Source organism: Halodesulfovibrio marinisediminis DSM 17456 (genome assembly GCF_900129975.1).
Classification (GTDB): Bacteria; Desulfobacterota; Desulfovibrionia; order Desulfovibrionales; family Desulfovibrionaceae; genus Halodesulfovibrio; species Halodesulfovibrio marinisediminis.
This window is the reverse complement of sequence record NZ_FSRG01000008.1, coordinates 51,265-67,316: the sequence shown is the minus strand read 5'-3', so window position 1 is coordinate 67,316 and position 16,052 is coordinate 51,265. Positions and strand designations below refer to the sequence as shown.

The following is a 16,052-nucleotide window of genomic DNA, read 5'->3' as shown; positions in this document are numbered from 1 at the left end:
AGTAGGTTCTGCAATATGGGGATAAGTAAAAAATAGGCGCAGGTACGGGAAAAGTGCGGTATGTTTGTCTGGGTAATTATAAGGCATATAGTACCGGAGAAGTGCATGCATGATAAACCGATTCTAGTTACCGGAGCAACAGGGTACATAGGCGGCAGGCTTGTCCCTTTGTTATTGTCACAGGGGAAGAAAGTTCGTGTTCTCGTACGCTCCAGACGTAAGCTGGAAAGTAGACCTTGGGCTTCGCACGAAAACTTGGAAGTAGTTGAAGGAGATATGGTTTCCGGAAAGGGGACTATGGACGCGGCGTGCGGGTGTTGTGCTGCATATTATCTTATTCATTCGATGAATCCTGCTCAGAAAGATTTTCGTGATGCTGACCGGAAAGCTGCGTACAATATGGTGCAGGCTTGCCGGATAAATCGGGTGGGACGCATTATCTATCTTTCAGGTGTTGTTCCGGATGATCCGAATATTAGCAAGCACCTTGCCTCCCGTGCAGAAGTGGCGCAGATATTGTCTCTTTCTGACGTGCCCCTTACTGTACTCCGTGCGGCACAAATAATTGGCGCTGGAAGTGCTTCGTTCGAGCTATTACGGTATCTGGTTGACCGGTTGCCGGTCATGATCACCCCGCGTTGGGTTTACAGCAAGTGTCAACCTATCGCGGTATCTAATGTTCTTACGTATCTTACAGGCGTGCTGGATGCGCCGGAGACTGTGAATAAAACGTATGACATTGGTGGACCTGATATTGTTACCTATAAAGAATTGTTTGAAATTTATCGGCAGGAGGCTGGGCTGCGTAAACGTCTTATTATTCCCGTTCCTGTTCTTACTCCTCGCTTGAGTTCCTTATGGATTAATATCGTAACGCCCGTACCTACGAGTATTGCCCGTCCGTTAGTGGAAGGATTGCGTAATAATGTAGTTTGTGCAGAGAATTCTATTCGGGATATTATTCCTCAGGAGCTGCTAACGGTAAGGGAATCCATAACGCGGGCACTGGAACGAGTAAGGCAGCACACTGTTGATACAAGTTGGACGGATGCAGGAGAACCGGAAATTCCAGAATGGGTTACATGTGGCGATAGTACTTATGCTGGTGGCACAACTCTCTATTCTGCCCATGCTGTGCATATTAAAGATACGATGAATAATGTGTGGGGAGTAGTAAAACGCATCGGCGGAACAACAGGGTGGTATAAAGACGATTACCTGTGGCGGGTACGAGGCATTATCGACAAGCTTGTTGGTGGTCCAGGCTTACGGCGTGGGCGTCGTGATCCAGAAGAGTTGTTTATTGGTGATGCGCTTGATTTCTGGCGTGTGCTTGATGTTCAGAAAAATCGTCGGTTATTGTTATTGGCTGAGATGAAATTGCCTGGTGAAGCCTTGCTTGAATTTACGCTGATGCCTGTGACTACAGGGGCAGAAAGTGTTACTGAATTACGGATGATCGCGTATTTTCATCCAAGGGGGATATGGGGAATGATGTATTGGTACGCGTTGTTTCCTGTGCATCTGATTATTTTTAGCGGTATGTTGAAAGCTATCGCAAAAGCGGTAGACGGAGATATAGTAAAAGGACCGTGGCGTATTAAGCATATAGCTCTGCAACGTTGCTCACTTGATACGGTGCATAAGATTACTGTTGCTGAGGCAATGAAGCGCAATGATCACACGCCAAAAGAATCATAATAGGCTGCGAATAATCTCAATTGACACTCATACACAGCACACCGTACCATGCGGCGCTAATGTAAGGAGTAAGCATGTCTAAAGAAGCACCAAACTATGTTATTCGCGGCATTTTTATCGGGGCGTCCATCGGCGTCATTGGATATCTGGTCGGTTTTTTACCTAACCTTCCCCGTGCGATTGCTCTAGGCATGGTTCCTGGCTTTGTTGCTGGAATTACTCTTGCCAGAGCTCATAAGACAAAAAATAACGATGAGTCTGAATAGTTGAATGTAAAGAAGGCTGCCCTGTGGGTTCGGGGCAGCCTTCTTTTATGTTTGTTGGATGCTGTCAGAGGGGTGTGGGTGTCTCATCAGGCAACCAATCGGGATCCCATTAGGACTTCAGTTCAATAACAACTTGTTGAAGTTTCAGGGACATTTCTGCAAGCTCATTTACTGCAATGGCGGATTCGCGCATGGCAGAAGCTGTTTCCATTGCAATACGGTTAATCTCGTCTGAGCTGCGTCCAATCTGTTCAGAGGTTGCAGACTGTTCTTCACTTGCAGATGCAATAGAACGAACCTGGTCGGCGTTAGCAATAGCAACTTCAACAATTGACTTGAGAGAGTCGCCAGCATCGCTTGCAAGTCCTGTAGAATGGACGACAACGTTTGATGTCTCCTGCATACCCTGAATGTTTTCTTTAGAAGCCATTTGAATAGCCTGAATTGCTTCTTCAACTTCGCGTGTTGCCTGCATGGTTTTTTCTGCAAGCTTGCGCACTTCGTCCGCTACTACCGCAAAACCACGTCCAGCTTCACCGGCTCGTGCTGCTTCAATCGCTGCGTTTAATGCCAGCAGGTTTGTCTGATCGGCAATGTCGGTAATGACAGTCATAACGCTACCGATGTCTTCAGCGCGCTTGCCAAGGGTGCCAAGGCTTTCTGTAAGGCTTATAGAGCGTTCACTTACTTCATCGATAGATTGGACAACAGAAGAAACAACGTCCTGACCTTCTTCTGCCTTTTGTTTTGTATCATCTGCGTGCGAAGCTGCAGCCGTTGCATTGCGGGCAACTTCAAGCACGGTCGCATTCATTTCTTCAATGGCAGTAGCAGTTTCACTAGTGCGTTCGAGTTGGAGCTCTGCTCCTCGGCTGGATTCATCGATCTGCGCAGCAAGCTCGGTTGCTGTGGTAGTAATGTGTTCAACGATGGTTTCCAGTTGGGCTGCCGCTTGAAGCATACCTTCCCGTTTCGCCTTTTCTGCTTCGTTACGCGCCTCCTCTGCTTCTTGCATGGCGATATGTGCACGTTCCGATTCTTGTTCTGCTTCTGATGTTTTTTGTTCTGCAGTTGCAATCATTTGACGTAAGTTTGTCGACATTTTTCGTAAGGCGTTTGCAAGAGTTCCAACTTCGTCATGTCGTTCAATGTTGAGTTCTTGATCTAAAGAACCTTTGGCAATATTTTCTGCAAAATTTACACATCTCGTGATTGCCATAACGATTTTATGAACAATGAAAAAGAGAACAATACCTGTAAGAATTACAACAAGTGTGGCTGTGATTATATTGGAATTACGGATGGAAGAGATAGATGAAAAAATATCGTCAACATTGGTGCCGATGCCGATGCGCCAGCCAGTGATAGGTTCTTTGCGGAAGGTAACAATTTTTTTTGTTCCACGCCATTCATAGGTCACGACGCCAGTATCCATAGAAGCAACCTTTTTTCCCCAGTCAAAATCAGTGAGTTTTGTTTTAAGGATTAAGGAAGCATCTGGGTGTGCGCAAAGGTAACCAGATTTTGCCAAAAGAAAGGCATATCCGGTTTTTCCCATCTTGATTGGACTAATGTAGCTTTTAGAGAATGAGCTTAAATTTACTACACCAATAATAGCACCAATGGCATTTCCATTATTCATAATTGGTGTTGCAGATACAAATACTGGTTTACCTGTAACCTTACTTTTAATGGCATCGGAGATGGCAGGGGTACCTTGCATAACCTTTTTAAAGTAACCACGAGTGCTGATATTAAGTTTTCCGACCATGGTCGTGTCGGAATATGCGGTGGCAATGCCTTCCTTATTTATTATGCCGACACCTTCATAGTATGAATACTCTTTTTTCATATTCTGAAGCATAGCTGTAGCACGGACACTTGCAGAATAATTTAAACCTTCACTGAGTAGACTTTTTTGAACAGCATCGTTACTTGCAATCATTGAAAGATCTTGATTAATGTCTTTAACCCATGCTGTGATTTGGTTTTGTAGACCTTTTGCTATTTGGTCAGATTGTTGTAACATGGTCTCTTTTAGGCTAGATTCTGCTGCTCTAAAAGATAAAAAAGACGCTGTCCCCATTCCAACAATAATAATCAGCAGTGTTGGAATTAGGAACTGTGCTTTAAGATTCATTTTCATGCATCCCTCCCGCATAGTAGTGTGTTGAAAGACAGTTTTTTTTGTCAATTGCAATTAGCGCTAAACAGCGTTTACAGCACCCCCTCACAGAAAAAATATCGGTTAGAAGTAATAAAACGTTATGTTTTACTTTAAAAAAATGAGTAAAAAAATAAATTTTATTGCATTCGTTTATGCTTCAATAATAAAAAAAGGGCAGCCTTACGGCTGCCCTTACTTTTATATGGAATGATGAGCGACTAGTCTTCAACGCCGAAACGGCGGGCAATTTCCTGTGCTGCTTTGCGGCCTGCACCCATTGCAAGAATAACTGTTGCTGCTCCAGTAACGATGTCACCCCCTGCATATACATCAGGAATGGAGGTCTCGTTAGTTTCTTCGTTTACTTCAATGTAGCCCCATTTGTTTAACTTCAGGTCTGGCTCGTTCTCGAGCAGAACCGGGTTAGGACGGGTGCCTACAGCGATAACAGCGAGGTCTGTTTCCAGTTCGTATGTTTCGCCTTCAAGCGGAAGAGGACGACGACGACCGGATTCATCCGGTTCACCCATTGTCATTTTTTGCAGTGTTACAGAGGTGAGGTTACCGTTTTCGTCGCCTTTGAACTCAATTGGGTTCGCGAGTACTTCAAGGATAATACCTTCTTCCACTGCATGTTCAATTTCCTCATGACGGGCAGGCATTGCGTCGGCTGTACGTCTGTACACAATGTGTACGGATTCTGCGCCAAGACGCTTTGCAGTACGTGCTGCGTCCATTGCTACGTTACCACCACCGTATACAGTAACCTTGCGGCCTTTGATGATTGGGGTGTCGTAGTTAGGGAAATCGTAAGCACGACCCAAGTTTACGCGAGTGAGGTATTCGTTTGCGGAGAATACGCCACAAAAGTTTTCGCCTGGAATATTCAAGAAGCGAGGAAGACCGGCGCCAACACCAACAAAAATTGCTTTGTAGCCCTGTGCTTTCAAGTCTTCGATAGAGAAGGTTTTGCCGCCAACGTAGTTGGTTACAAAATCAACCTGAAGGTCTTTAAGCGCACCAACTTCTTTAGCAACAATATCTTTTTTAGGCAGACGGAATTCAGGAATACCATAAACGAGCACGCCGCCCACTTCGTGAAGTGCTTCAAATACAGTTACTTTGCAGCCACGGCTTGCAAGGTAACCTGCAACAGTAAGGCTGGATGGGCCAGAGCCGATACAAGCAACTTTTTTCTCTTCATCAATGTAAGGACACTCTGGCTTTGCAGAGATGAGGTCACACGCATCCATGTACATGTATTCGTCAGCTACAAAGCGCTCGAGACGACCGATAGCAACCGGTTCACCTTTAGCACTCAGAATACAAGAGCCTTCACACTGGATTTCCTGCGGGCAAACACGGCCACAGACAGCAGGGAGGCTGTTGGTGCTTTTGATAATAGCGTAGGCTTTTTCAATATCGCCTTTAGCGACTTCAGCAATAAAGTCAGCAATTGGTACCTGTACTGGACAGCCTTGAACACATTTAGGCTTTTTACAGTTCAGGCAGCGGGAAGCTTCTTCCATTGCCATTTCTTTGGTGTAACCAAGAGCCACTTCTTTAAAGTTGCGGGAGCGCTCATCTGCCGGTTGGTTTGGCATTGGAACGCGCGGAGCAATCTGTTTTTTTGTCTTTTTACTTGTTGTCATTGCACTTGCACCTGCAGTGATGGTCGAAAGATTCTTTTTCTTGGCATTTAAATGCTGCCAGTCTCTGTCGTAATTCACCAAAGTCAACTTTGTGGCCGTTAAATTCAGGGCCGTCTACACAAGCAAACTTGGTTTCTCCACCTACGGTAACGCGGCAAGCACCGCACATACCAACGCCGTCAACCATAATGGAGTTGAGGCTTACGGTGGTCGGAGTTCCGAAAGGTTCGGTGGTTTTGGAAACTGCAGCCATCATAGGTACTGGGCCTACAGCTACAACTTCGATAACAGAGTCATCTTTTTCAAGACGTTCTTTCAACAGATCAGTTACAAGGCCGTGATGACCATAGGAGCCGTCATCGGTAGAGATGAGAACTTCCGGACAGAACTCTTTGAGTTCATTTTCAAATAGCAAGAGGTCTTTGGTTCGGGCACCGATGATAGCAACAACATGGTTGCCTGCTTCGTGATGGCCCTTAGCAATATGATGCATAGCAGCAATACCGGTACCGCCACCAACACAGATAACTGTGCCGCCGGTGTGCAGGTCAGTCGGTTTGCCGAGCGGTCCGCAAAGGTCGAGGATATCGTCGCCTTCGTTTAATTCTTCAAGTAAAGCTGTGGACTTACCGAGTACCAGATACACGATAGTGATGGTACCGTTTTCAGTATCAGTGTCAGCGATAGTAAGTGGAATACGTTCGCCCTTCTCTGTTACACGCAGGATAACAAAGTTGCCGGGCTTAGCTTTAGCCGCAATATGCGGTGCATCAATAACCAGCTTGCTGGTTTGTCCTGGGATTAACTGTTCTTTTTTAACAATTTTATTAGCCATAATCATACCTGTTCCGCTGTGAGAGACAATACAGCGCCAGCGGAAATGTTAGTGCGTTTGTAGCGCATGTCAGCCTTGTAAAAAGGCCGAACTGATTGCAGCCGATTACAGTACGTATCGGGGCCTAGAACAATTGTCGTTTGTTAGATGTCATCTGTGAAGATGGCTGTGAATAAAGATACAGGAAAACCCCTGACAAGTTTTGATGTATCTGGATGTCGCAGCAAAGTGCGGCCTGAAATGCGGGGGATGCCCCCCGAACGCACCGGACTAACGTACGACGTGCAGCAAGATAAGTATTCTCCTAACACGGCATTCATTGACTAGTGAAGCATTAACATGCAGCCAAGAAGCATGAACAGTGTTAATTGCCCCGAAGACATTGAATTCCGTGGTCGTGGGAATGGACGTTTCGTCTGCACAAATGGCTCTTTTGGGCTGAATCGCGTTACAACGAACCGTGCTAAATTCCCAATTATGGTTTGTAATGTGTTGCTCCGGATTGCTCCGAAGCAACACTGTTGTGGTCTACATAAACAACAAAGCGAATGTGGTTAGCATTCCGTGTCATGTATACGTAATGGCACAACACATATCTTTACTGTTCACAATGGCAGATTTCTTGTGCGCACTTCAGCACAAAAGAGTACTACTGTTATTGCTTGATTTGTTGTGTTACAGGTCGTAGTTCGGCTTTGCGTACTGCTCATTGCCGTGAGAGTCGTTCACCACAAGAAGCGGGAAGTTTGTCACGGTCAGTTTGCGGATTGCTTCCGGTCCAAGGTCTTCAAATGCGATGACTTCAGCTGCATCAATGCACTGTGACAAAAGCGCGCCTGCGCCGCCTGTTGCCCCGAAGTACACGCCTGTGTAGTCTTCCAGAGCCTTGCACACTTCTGCACTGCGCTTACCTTTGCCTATGGTGGCTTTAACGCCGAGGCTGTGCAGGCGAGGAGCGTAGGTGTCCATTCGGTAACTTGTAGTTGGACCAGCGGAACCGATAGGACGGCCTTCCGGTGCAGGGCTTGGACCGACATAGTAGATAACGGCACCTTGCAATTCGAACGGCAGTTCTTCGCCTTTGTCGAGCATATCGCACAGGCGCTTGTGTGCTGCGTCGCGAGCTGTGTAGATTGTGCCTGAAAGCCTTACTACATCTCCGGCTTTAAGCTTCTTCACATCGTCATCACATAACGGGGCTGTCAGTTCGTAGGTAGCCATTAGAGTTCCACCTCCTTGATACGTGATGAATGACATTGAACATTTACGGCAAGTGGGAGGCTGGCAATGTGGCACGGACGCATTTCGATTTTTACACCGAGACTCGTTGTTTTGCCGCCAAGTCCCATAGGGCCGATACCGAGCTTGTTAATTTCTTCAAGGAGCTCTTCTTCCATTTTTGCCAGTTCCGGATCAGGATTCGGCTCGCTGAGCGGGCGGAAGAGGGCTTTTTTTGCTAATGTCGGAGCAAGGTCGAAGGTTCCGCCGATACCGACACCAACAATGGTAGGTGGACAGGGGTTAGGACCTGCTTCTGCCATGCGTCGCACAACAAATTCTTTAATGCCTTCCCAGCCCTGTGCCGGAGTAAGCATGGTGCAGCGGGACATATTTTCAGAGCCGCCGCCTTTTGCCATGTGTTTGATGCGGATTTTGTCGCCCGGAACAATGTCCACATGCACAACAGCCGGAGAGTTATCGCCTGTGTTGGCCCGGGTAAGCGGATGACATAAGGATTTGCGGAGTAATCCTTTATCGTATCCTTCGACCATGGCGTTGTTGATAATTTCAACAATGTTACCTTCAACGTGAACCTGTTCACCAAGTTCCACGAAGAAAACGCCGACACCGGTATCCTGACATAACGGAAGTCCGGAGCTTGCAGCGAGGTCTGCATTTTCCAGCAGCTGCCCAAGGATTTCCTGTGCGGACGCGGAGTCTTCTTTTTCACGTGCGTCAGCAATTGCCTGTTTTACATCTTCAGGCAGGTAGCGCGCAGCAGTAAGAACTAGGTCTACCACTGCATCATGAATTATTTCAGCTTTGATGGTTCTCATGGCAACATCCCTTATGCGAGAGTTTGTTTATCAGCGATTTCGGCAGAATTCCTTTTACGGAGTGCAGAGCCAGCATACGGCGCATTATGCCGAGCTGGTCCTGCAAAGGAATATGTTTAGGGCAGACATCTTCGCAGGCAAGCAGTCCCATGCAGCCGAATACACCTTGATCGTTGCCGATAACTTCGTAGTAGTTCTCCTCGTTTCTCTCGTCGCGAGGGTCTAAGTAAAAGCGGGCAACGCGGGCGATGGCAGCTGCGCCGAGGAAGTCTGGACGCATACGGGCCGTACCGCAAGCAGAGATACAACAACCGCATTCCACACATCGATCAAGCTCGAAGATTTCGTTCGCAAGGGAATTTTCCATGCGTGCTTCTTCCTGTGTTGGATCAAAGTGCTCATCATCGTTATGAACCCACGCTTCAATGCGCTTTCCTGCATCACGGAACCACACTCCTGTATCAACAGAAAGGTCACCGATAAGTTTGAATACCGGTAACGGATGTAGAACAATATGATCCGGAAGATCCTTGGTCTGTGTGTGACATGCAAGGCCGGGGCGTCCGTTGATCACCATGCCGCAGGAACCGCAGATACCTGCGCGGCAACAGAAATCAAACTGCAGTGTCGCGTCGTGCTGATCGCGGATAATATTCAGCGCGATAAACAGGGTCATGGAGTCATATTCATCAATGAAGAATGACTGCATGTGCGGTACGGAATTAGGATCAAGCGGATTATAACGGAATACTTCGATATGGAGACGACGGCTCATAATAAGCTCCCTTACTTTGTCTTTTCCGCAGATGCGGTTTTTTCGGATGATGCAGCCTCAGGGACGCGTAGCTTTTCAGCCGGAATGTCGGCCTGAATAATCTTTCCGCCGCCGTATCCACGTTCTCCCGGAGGAATTTCAAAGTAAGGTGAGGCATCTTCGTACTCAAGAGTCGGCAAGGAATCGCCTTCTTTCCAGTATGCCAGAGTGCGGTTGAGCCACTCTTTATCGTTACGTTCCGGATAATCATCGCGTGTATGTGCCCCGCGGGATTCAGTGCGTTTGAGAGCGCCGAAGGCGGTGCATTGTGCAAGCTTGATCATGCCTGGAATACGTAAGGCTAACGAGATTTCCGGATTAAACCCGATGGCATTGCCTTGCAGACCGATGTTCTTGGAACGAGCGTACAGTTCTTCCAGTTTGTCCACTGCTGTCTGCAGGTCCTTACCATTACGGAAGATTCCTACGTAGTCCATCATTATATCTTGCATTTCATCACGTAAGCCGATGGCGCTTTCTTTTCCTGCCCCACTGGCAAGGAACTTGATGTGTTCGTCAACCTTCATGTGAGCATCGCGTAGGGCAGCCTGTTTGAAGTCAACAACGTTGCCTTGCAGGAACTCCACAACCTTTTTACCCACGTAGCGCCCTGCTACAACGGTTTCTGCAAGGGAGTTACCGCCGAGACGGTTAAATCCGTGCATGTCCCAACATGCGGCTTCGCCTGCGGAGAATAGACCTTTAAGGCCGTATGCAGCACCGTCTTTGTTGGTGCGTACGCCGCCCATTGAATAGTGCTGTGTCGGGCGAACTGGAATGAGCTGAGTAATAGGATCTACACCGAGGAAGCTGGTGCAGATATCATAAACTTCACGCAGCTTGGTGGTGATGTGTTTTTCACCGAGATGACGAATGTCGAGCCACAGGTGATCACCGTAAGGAGATTTAACACCGAAACCTTTTGCCATGTGTTCCTGCATACGGCGGGAAACAACGTCACGTGAGGCCAGTTCGGCTTTTTCCGGTTCATAATCCGGCATAAAGCGGTACTCGTTTACATCAAGGAGTGTACCTCCGTCGCCGCGGCAGCCTTCTGTTACCAGAATATCTGTCGGAACAGTACCTGTTGGATGGAATTGGATTGCCTCCATGTTACCCATTGGAACTAGGCCAGTATCAAGTGCAGCAATCTGACCGCCGCCATCACAGATAACTGCGTTGGTGGTCGCTTTGTAGATACGACCGTAACCACCTGTAGCAATGAGGGTGGCAGTGGCATAGTAAGCCATGAGCTCGCCAGTGCGCAGGCAGCGTACAATTGCGCCAATGCAGTTTTCGCCATCGTGGATAAGGGCTTCTGCCTGAGTACGATCATGAATGTTAACGTCGTAGCGCAGACACATGGAGTCGAGTGTGTTAAGAACTGAACGACCTGTCCCGTCTGCAGTGTAACATGTACGCCATTTGGCTGTTCCTCCGAAAGCACGGGCATGGATGAGGCCGTGCTTTTCTTTGCTTTCAACAGCTTCAAACGGTTTTCCGCCTTTGTAGTACGTGGCAGGGCCTTGTTCAACACGGTTCCATGGAACCCCCCAGTGCGCTACTTCACGCATAACGATAGGAGCGGTGTCCGCAAAAATTCTGGCTACTTCCTGATCGCATCCCCAGTCTGAGCCTTTTACAGTGTCTGCAAAATGAATATCAGGCGAGTCGCCTTCCCCCATGACGCAGTTGCCAAGAGCAGCTTGCATGCCGCCTTGAGCCGCAGATGAGTGGGAGCGGCGCGGTGGAACAATTGAAAGACAAGTGGCTTTGAATCCGGACTTTGCAGCTTCAACAGCTACACGTTCTCCGGCAAGACCTGCGCCAATGCATAATAAGTCGGTGTAGAAAATTTGCATCTGAATATTCCTTCTAGCTTACATGCCACTGTGCAGGGGCAGATACATAAAACGGACAAGAGTGATGAGGCCGATGAAGATGAAGCCGCCCATAAGTGCATATTCTTTTCGTTTGTACCAAGTACGGTTATTGGCAGTGATAACCCCGTACTTAACGCCAATGCGGTAAAAACCGATTCCGACGTGGGATTCGGCAACAGGAAGGAGGATGAGATAGAAAGGTAACCAGCCGCCATGCTGAATGCGGGCTGCGCTTTTAACGGCAGTAATCGGCAGGTCAGTAAGTACGACCCACATATGGATTCCAGCCATAATGAGGATTATAAGAGCCGTCACAACCTGTGCAACCCACATCCATGTGTCGCGGTGTTTCATCATGATGCTGTGTTTAATGAAGGCTTCGGATTCTGATATTTTCCAAGGCATCTTCCGTGCAGCAAGCAGAAAATGCGTAAAGATGAGAATACCAATAAGTGGACCGCCAACTTGAGCCATGTACGTAACTTCAAAGAACCACGCGATGGCGTTCATAAGGCTTGGGCTGATGATTACACTGGAAACAAGAAGCATGTGCGCCCACAGGAAAAGGATAAGCAGGACACCGGAAAGCATTTGGAGAAAATCCAGCCGACCAGAAGTCTTGGTTTTAGTGGGGACGTGCAGAGTAATGGTGCTAGAAGTCATTATTCATCCTCCATACTGGTTCCATAAAAAAGTTTTTAGTTGTGCGATAATAGGCAAAAAAAAAGAACAAATCCACATAGTATCCTAATTATATTAGTGCATTATGCGGATAAACAAAAAGCGCATGGTTGAGCGCGCATATGAAATGAAAAAAGATCTTTTAATATCGGAGTGTTGTTTTTATTAAGAGTAGATTGGGCAAATAAACAGGGCGGCTATATCAAAGTATGGTGTAACACACAATGAATAGTGAGCAGTGCAACGACGGGTAGCCAAGAAGAAATCTTGTCCGTTTCGTTATTGTGAAGAGGTAATAAGAAATGTCCGAAGGCTGTTAGAGAGGGTAGGATTCCCGGGTCTTTTGATGTGTAAAGCAAACCTTACAAAAGATAACCAAAATGCCCTCTGCGTGGAACAAACGTTCCTATGCAGGCGTTATCGAGGCGGTAGTTATCAATGTGCGATGTATGGTATACAGTATGAGTACATAGACATTTTCTTGCTTTAGAGTCCGGCCACCCTTGGGTGCATTGTCTCCAGACTCGAAAGCTGTTGCGCATAGGGTAAAAAAAGAAACTGTCAGTAAAACGCAAAAGACCCGGGAAATTCCAATAAACACCATGAGGGGCAGCTCATAGTGTCTTAGGCTGATTACGCGTGCAACCTGCTTGGACTCTACAATACCTTTTTGCAAAGTATACGGTTACGTATCGGTGCTATAAGATATGTGAATCCAGCACTGCACTAACTTGTCTCAGCCTGCAAAGCGGAAAAATTCAAGGAGCAACGCTTTTCCAGTGTGTGCACCAGAAAAGCGCACTCCTTTGAATATCTCTCACATTTTGTAGATTGAAATATGCTAGTAATTTCAATTTGTTCTACTGCAAGAGATACGCCTGCAAAAATAAAAAATCTCCCGCTCGTGGTACAGGAGATTTTTCAACAAAAAAGGAGGAAGAAGGTCATATATATTCACGTATCTTATAAATATGGCAGTACTAATAAGATACTTGAATTTGCGCTGTGAAGAGACAATAACCGGAGTAGATTTAATTTCAAGTTTATAATATTGAAAGATACATTCATTTTTTTTGAAAGAGGATCCTATGAATATTACCATCAGGCAAATCGAATTATTCCTTTCGCTTATGCGTAATCCACATATTGGAGCAGTAGCTCAGGAGCACTTCTTGACGCACTCTGCAGTTTCAATGGCGATTAAAGCATTAGAGCAGACTGTGGGTGAACGATTGTTCGACCGAATCAGCAATAGGCTCGTACCCAACGAGAATGGTAAAATTCTTATGGAGTGTCTTGAGCCTGCGTTTGAGCAGATACGTGACGTTGAAACCTTGTTTAAGCGTGACAGAATGGCTGGCGTGCTTCGTGTTGGCGCAAGCTCTACCTTTGCGGACTACATCCTTCCGCAAGTTCTCTATGCGTTCAAAACAAAATATCCTCAGAGTCAGGTTGAGGTTCTTAACTTCAACTCAGAGCAGGTTGTAGAGCAGGTCGAGAGTGGCGAGATTAGTTTAGGCTTTATTGAGGGTGATTATGAATCACGTTCTGCTGAGTTTGAGGAAATTTATAAAGAAGAGCTGGTTGTTGTGACCGCTGACAAATATTTAGCGGGATCACAGGAATATCAGTTGTCAGAATTGTTGGATCTGGACTGGATTCTGCGTGAGCAGGGATCTGGTACTCGTCAGACAATGTGGAACCATCTGGGACAGTCCAAAAAAGATTTAAATATCTTTATGGAACTTGAGCACATGGAAGCTATTAAGTCTGTCTTGAAGAATCCGGGAACGTTGAGTTGTATGTCTCCGTTCAGCTTCCAGCGCGAGTTGGCAAAAGGCGAGCTGTTCCCTGTACAGCTTGAGGGCATACGCCTTAAACGTAGTTTGTATGCCGTTATGAACCGGCAGAAGTATCGTTCCAACCTGCTTAATCAGTTTGTATTTGATGTACGAGAACATCTTGCGAAGATGTTACCTCAGATTGCAGGAGAAGAAGAGTAAGCCTTGCAATCGATATACAGCGAAAAACGTTGTTTTTAAGGGAAAGCCTGAGGAATCAGGTTTTCCCTATTTTTTTGTCCAATAACTGAAATCAGTAACCCCAAAAAAAGTACTATTTTTTGCAGATATAATAACAATATACTAGCATTAAATGCTGTTCTTATTCACCGTACAGGTACTCCCACAAATTTCTGGAAAAAAGCAAATCAAGGAGAAGGATATGGTATATTTCTTTTTGGCAGTAGCTGCTCTGATTGTGGGCTATCTAGTTTATAGTAAGGTGGTAGAAGCAAACTTTGGTGCAGATACCTGTAGAGCCACTCCTGCCTGCAGACTGGAAGACGGTGTAGACTTTGTTAAGATGAATAAGAAGCAGGCATATCTTATCCAGCTTCTCAACATTGCTGGTCTGGGACCTATTTTTGGTCCTATTCTCGGTGCACTGTACGGCCCGACAGCTCTTGTATGGATTGTTATAGGTAGTATTTTTGCCGGTGGCGTACACGATTACTTTTCAGGTATGATGTCTGTCCGCTACGATGGTAAGTCAATTCCGGATGCTGTTGGCTACAACCTTGGGAAGTTCGCCAAGCAGTTTATGAATGTTTTTTCCATCGTTCTCCTGCTGTTAGTAGGGGTCGTTTTTGTACTCGGTCCGGCAGAACTCTTGGCTAAAAAAATCGGTTTCGGGTTCGATAACATTACCTATGCAAAGTATACATGGACAGCACTCATCTTCGGTTACTACTTCATCGCAACAATTCTTCCTGTGGATAAAATTATTGGTCGTCTCTATCCTCTTTTTGCCGTAACTCTCATCATTATGGCGTTTGGCTTAAGCTTTATGCTTATTTGGGATGGCTACGAATTCTATCCAAATGGTCTTTCCCTTGCTAACACTAACCCGCAAGGCTTACCTCTCTGGCCGCTTATCTTCATTACCATCGCATGTGGTGCTATTTCCGGTTTCCATGCTACTCAGTCCCCACTCATGGCCCGTTGTATTCCGGACGAACAATGCGGACGTCCTGTATTCTATGGTGCAATGATCGGTGAAGGACTCATCGCTCTCGTATGGGCAACCTTAGGTATGACCTTCTACAAAACTCCAGATGCTCTGCAAGCAGTTATCTCCAATGGTGGCCCAGCAGCCGTAGTTGATCAGATTTCTGTAACGCTCATGGGGCCTATCGGTGGTTTCCTCGCAATTATCGGTGTAATCGCACTCCCGATTACTTCTGGTGATACCGCGTTTCGTTCTGCACGCCTCATTATTGCAGACTTTTTTGATATGCCACAGAAGGCTGCCATCAAGCGTCTTCTTATCGCGGTACCGTTGTTTGCAGTTGGCTTCCTTATTACCAGAACTGAATTCTCCGTTATCTGGCGTTACTTTGGTTTTGCGAACTCAACACTCGCAACCATTGTACTCTGGACTGCCGGTGTTTACCTTGTTCGACATGCCAAGAACTACTGGATCGCCGTTATTCCGGCTGTTTTCTTGACTGGTGTGGTTAGCACTTACCTTGCAAACGCTAAAATTGGCTTTAACCTCCCGTATGACATATCTTGCTGGTTCGGCGTGATCATCGCAGCTGGTTGTTTTGTTTGGTTTATGGTGAGAAAAGGTTCACTTAAAGTAGATCCTGATGCCGCTGATGGTCCTGGATTTATTGGATAGAGTGTTTTGATGTCTCCGATGGGCGGGGCTTTGCCCCTGCACCCCACAAGGGGGAATTCCCCTTGACCCGATTATACGCGGAACAATACACGCCTCTTATCGTGCTGGAAGCCGCGATTGTGGCGAACTTTCCATAAATAACAGAAATAGAGGGCTGCTCTTTTTGAGAAGGGCAGCCCTTTTGCTTCTGTGGTGATATTGAAAAAAGAATGCAACCAATCGTAGGTGATAAGAAAGCCCCTCCCAATGTTTCTTGGAAGGGGCTTTTTGTTTTTTGAAAAGTAGTGGAGCATAAGCCGCGAGATTATGTGA

Annotated in this window: 12 protein-coding genes; 4 read left to right on the top strand and 8 right to left on the bottom strand. The window is 46.5% G+C overall.

Annotated features, from left to right (window positions below):
* The first annotated feature begins 105 nt into the window (after positions 1-105).
* Both BUR09_RS15440 and BUR09_RS15435 read left to right on the top strand, forming a co-directional pair.
* Positions 106-1,701 carry an SDR family oxidoreductase gene (locus BUR09_RS15440; protein ID WP_074217850.1) on the top strand — a complete coding sequence of 532 codons (1,596 nt, stop codon included), beginning with the start codon at positions 106-108 and terminating at the stop codon, positions 1,699-1,701.
* 74 nt (positions 1,702-1,775) lie between these two features.
* The gene (locus BUR09_RS15435; protein ID WP_074217849.1) at positions 1,776-1,967 is read left to right on the top strand and encodes a hypothetical protein; all 192 of its coding nucleotides are present in this window, start codon (positions 1,776-1,778) and stop codon (positions 1,965-1,967) included.
* Positions 1,968-2,076: 109 nt separating this feature from the next.
* Here BUR09_RS15435 and BUR09_RS15430 read toward each other — a convergent pair whose 3' ends face one another.
* The 8 genes from BUR09_RS15430 to BUR09_RS15395 all read right to left on the bottom strand — a co-directional run bounded on the left by BUR09_RS15430 (position 2,077) and on the right by BUR09_RS15395 (position 12,038).
* Positions 2,077-4,113 carry a methyl-accepting chemotaxis protein gene (locus BUR09_RS15430; RefSeq protein WP_074217848.1) on the bottom strand — a complete coding sequence of 679 codons (2,037 nt, stop codon included), beginning with the start codon at positions 4,111-4,113 and terminating at the stop codon, positions 2,077-2,079.
* Positions 4,114-4,352: 239 nt separating this feature from the next.
* Positions 4,353-5,786 (bottom strand): NADPH-dependent glutamate synthase, encoded by a 1,434-nt coding sequence (gene gltA / locus BUR09_RS15425; protein ID WP_074217847.1) that lies wholly within the window; start codon positions 5,784-5,786, stop codon positions 4,353-4,355.
* The gene (locus tag BUR09_RS15420; RefSeq protein WP_074217938.1) at positions 5,773-6,621 is read right to left on the bottom strand and encodes a sulfide/dihydroorotate dehydrogenase-like FAD/NAD-binding protein; all 849 of its coding nucleotides are present in this window, start codon (positions 6,619-6,621) and stop codon (positions 5,773-5,775) included. Before BUR09_RS15420 ends, gltA begins: the two co-directional genes overlap by 14 nt.
* A gap of 675 nt (positions 6,622-7,296) precedes the next feature.
* Positions 7,297-7,842, bottom strand: coding sequence for a Fe-S-containing hydro-lyase (locus BUR09_RS15415; RefSeq protein WP_074217846.1), 546 nt, complete (start codon positions 7,840-7,842; stop codon positions 7,297-7,299).
* Positions 7,842-8,678, bottom strand: a complete 837-nt coding sequence (locus BUR09_RS15410) for a fumarate hydratase (protein WP_074217845.1) — start codon at positions 8,676-8,678, stop codon at positions 7,842-7,844. Before BUR09_RS15410 ends, BUR09_RS15415 begins: the two co-directional genes overlap by 1 nt.
* Positions 8,659-9,453, bottom strand: coding sequence for a fumarate reductase iron-sulfur subunit (locus tag BUR09_RS15405; protein WP_074217844.1), 795 nt, complete (start codon positions 9,451-9,453; stop codon positions 8,659-8,661). Before BUR09_RS15405 ends, BUR09_RS15410 begins: the two co-directional genes overlap by 20 nt.
* An 11-nt stretch (positions 9,454-9,464) precedes the next feature.
* The gene (locus BUR09_RS15400; RefSeq protein ID WP_074217843.1) at positions 9,465-11,354 is read right to left on the bottom strand and encodes a fumarate reductase flavoprotein subunit; all 1,890 of its coding nucleotides are present in this window, start codon (positions 11,352-11,354) and stop codon (positions 9,465-9,467) included.
* An 18-nt stretch (positions 11,355-11,372) separates the two neighbouring features.
* A complete protein-coding gene (locus BUR09_RS15395; RefSeq protein WP_074217842.1) occupies positions 11,373-12,038 on the bottom strand; it encodes a succinate dehydrogenase/fumarate reductase cytochrome b subunit in 666 nt (221 codons plus the stop codon).
* A gap of 1,106 nt (positions 12,039-13,144) precedes the next feature.
* Between BUR09_RS15395 and BUR09_RS15390 the strand changes: the two genes are divergently transcribed.
* Together BUR09_RS15390 and BUR09_RS15385 are read left to right on the top strand one after the other, a co-directional pair.
* On the top strand, positions 13,145-14,059 hold the full coding sequence (locus BUR09_RS15390) for a LysR family transcriptional regulator (RefSeq protein WP_084539523.1): 915 nt from the start codon (positions 13,145-13,147) through the stop codon (positions 14,057-14,059).
* A gap of 220 nt (positions 14,060-14,279) precedes the next feature.
* Positions 14,280-15,740 (top strand): carbon starvation CstA family protein, encoded by a 1,461-nt coding sequence (locus BUR09_RS15385; RefSeq protein WP_074217841.1) that lies wholly within the window; start codon positions 14,280-14,282, stop codon positions 15,738-15,740.
* Positions 15,741-16,052: the final 312 nt, after the last annotated feature.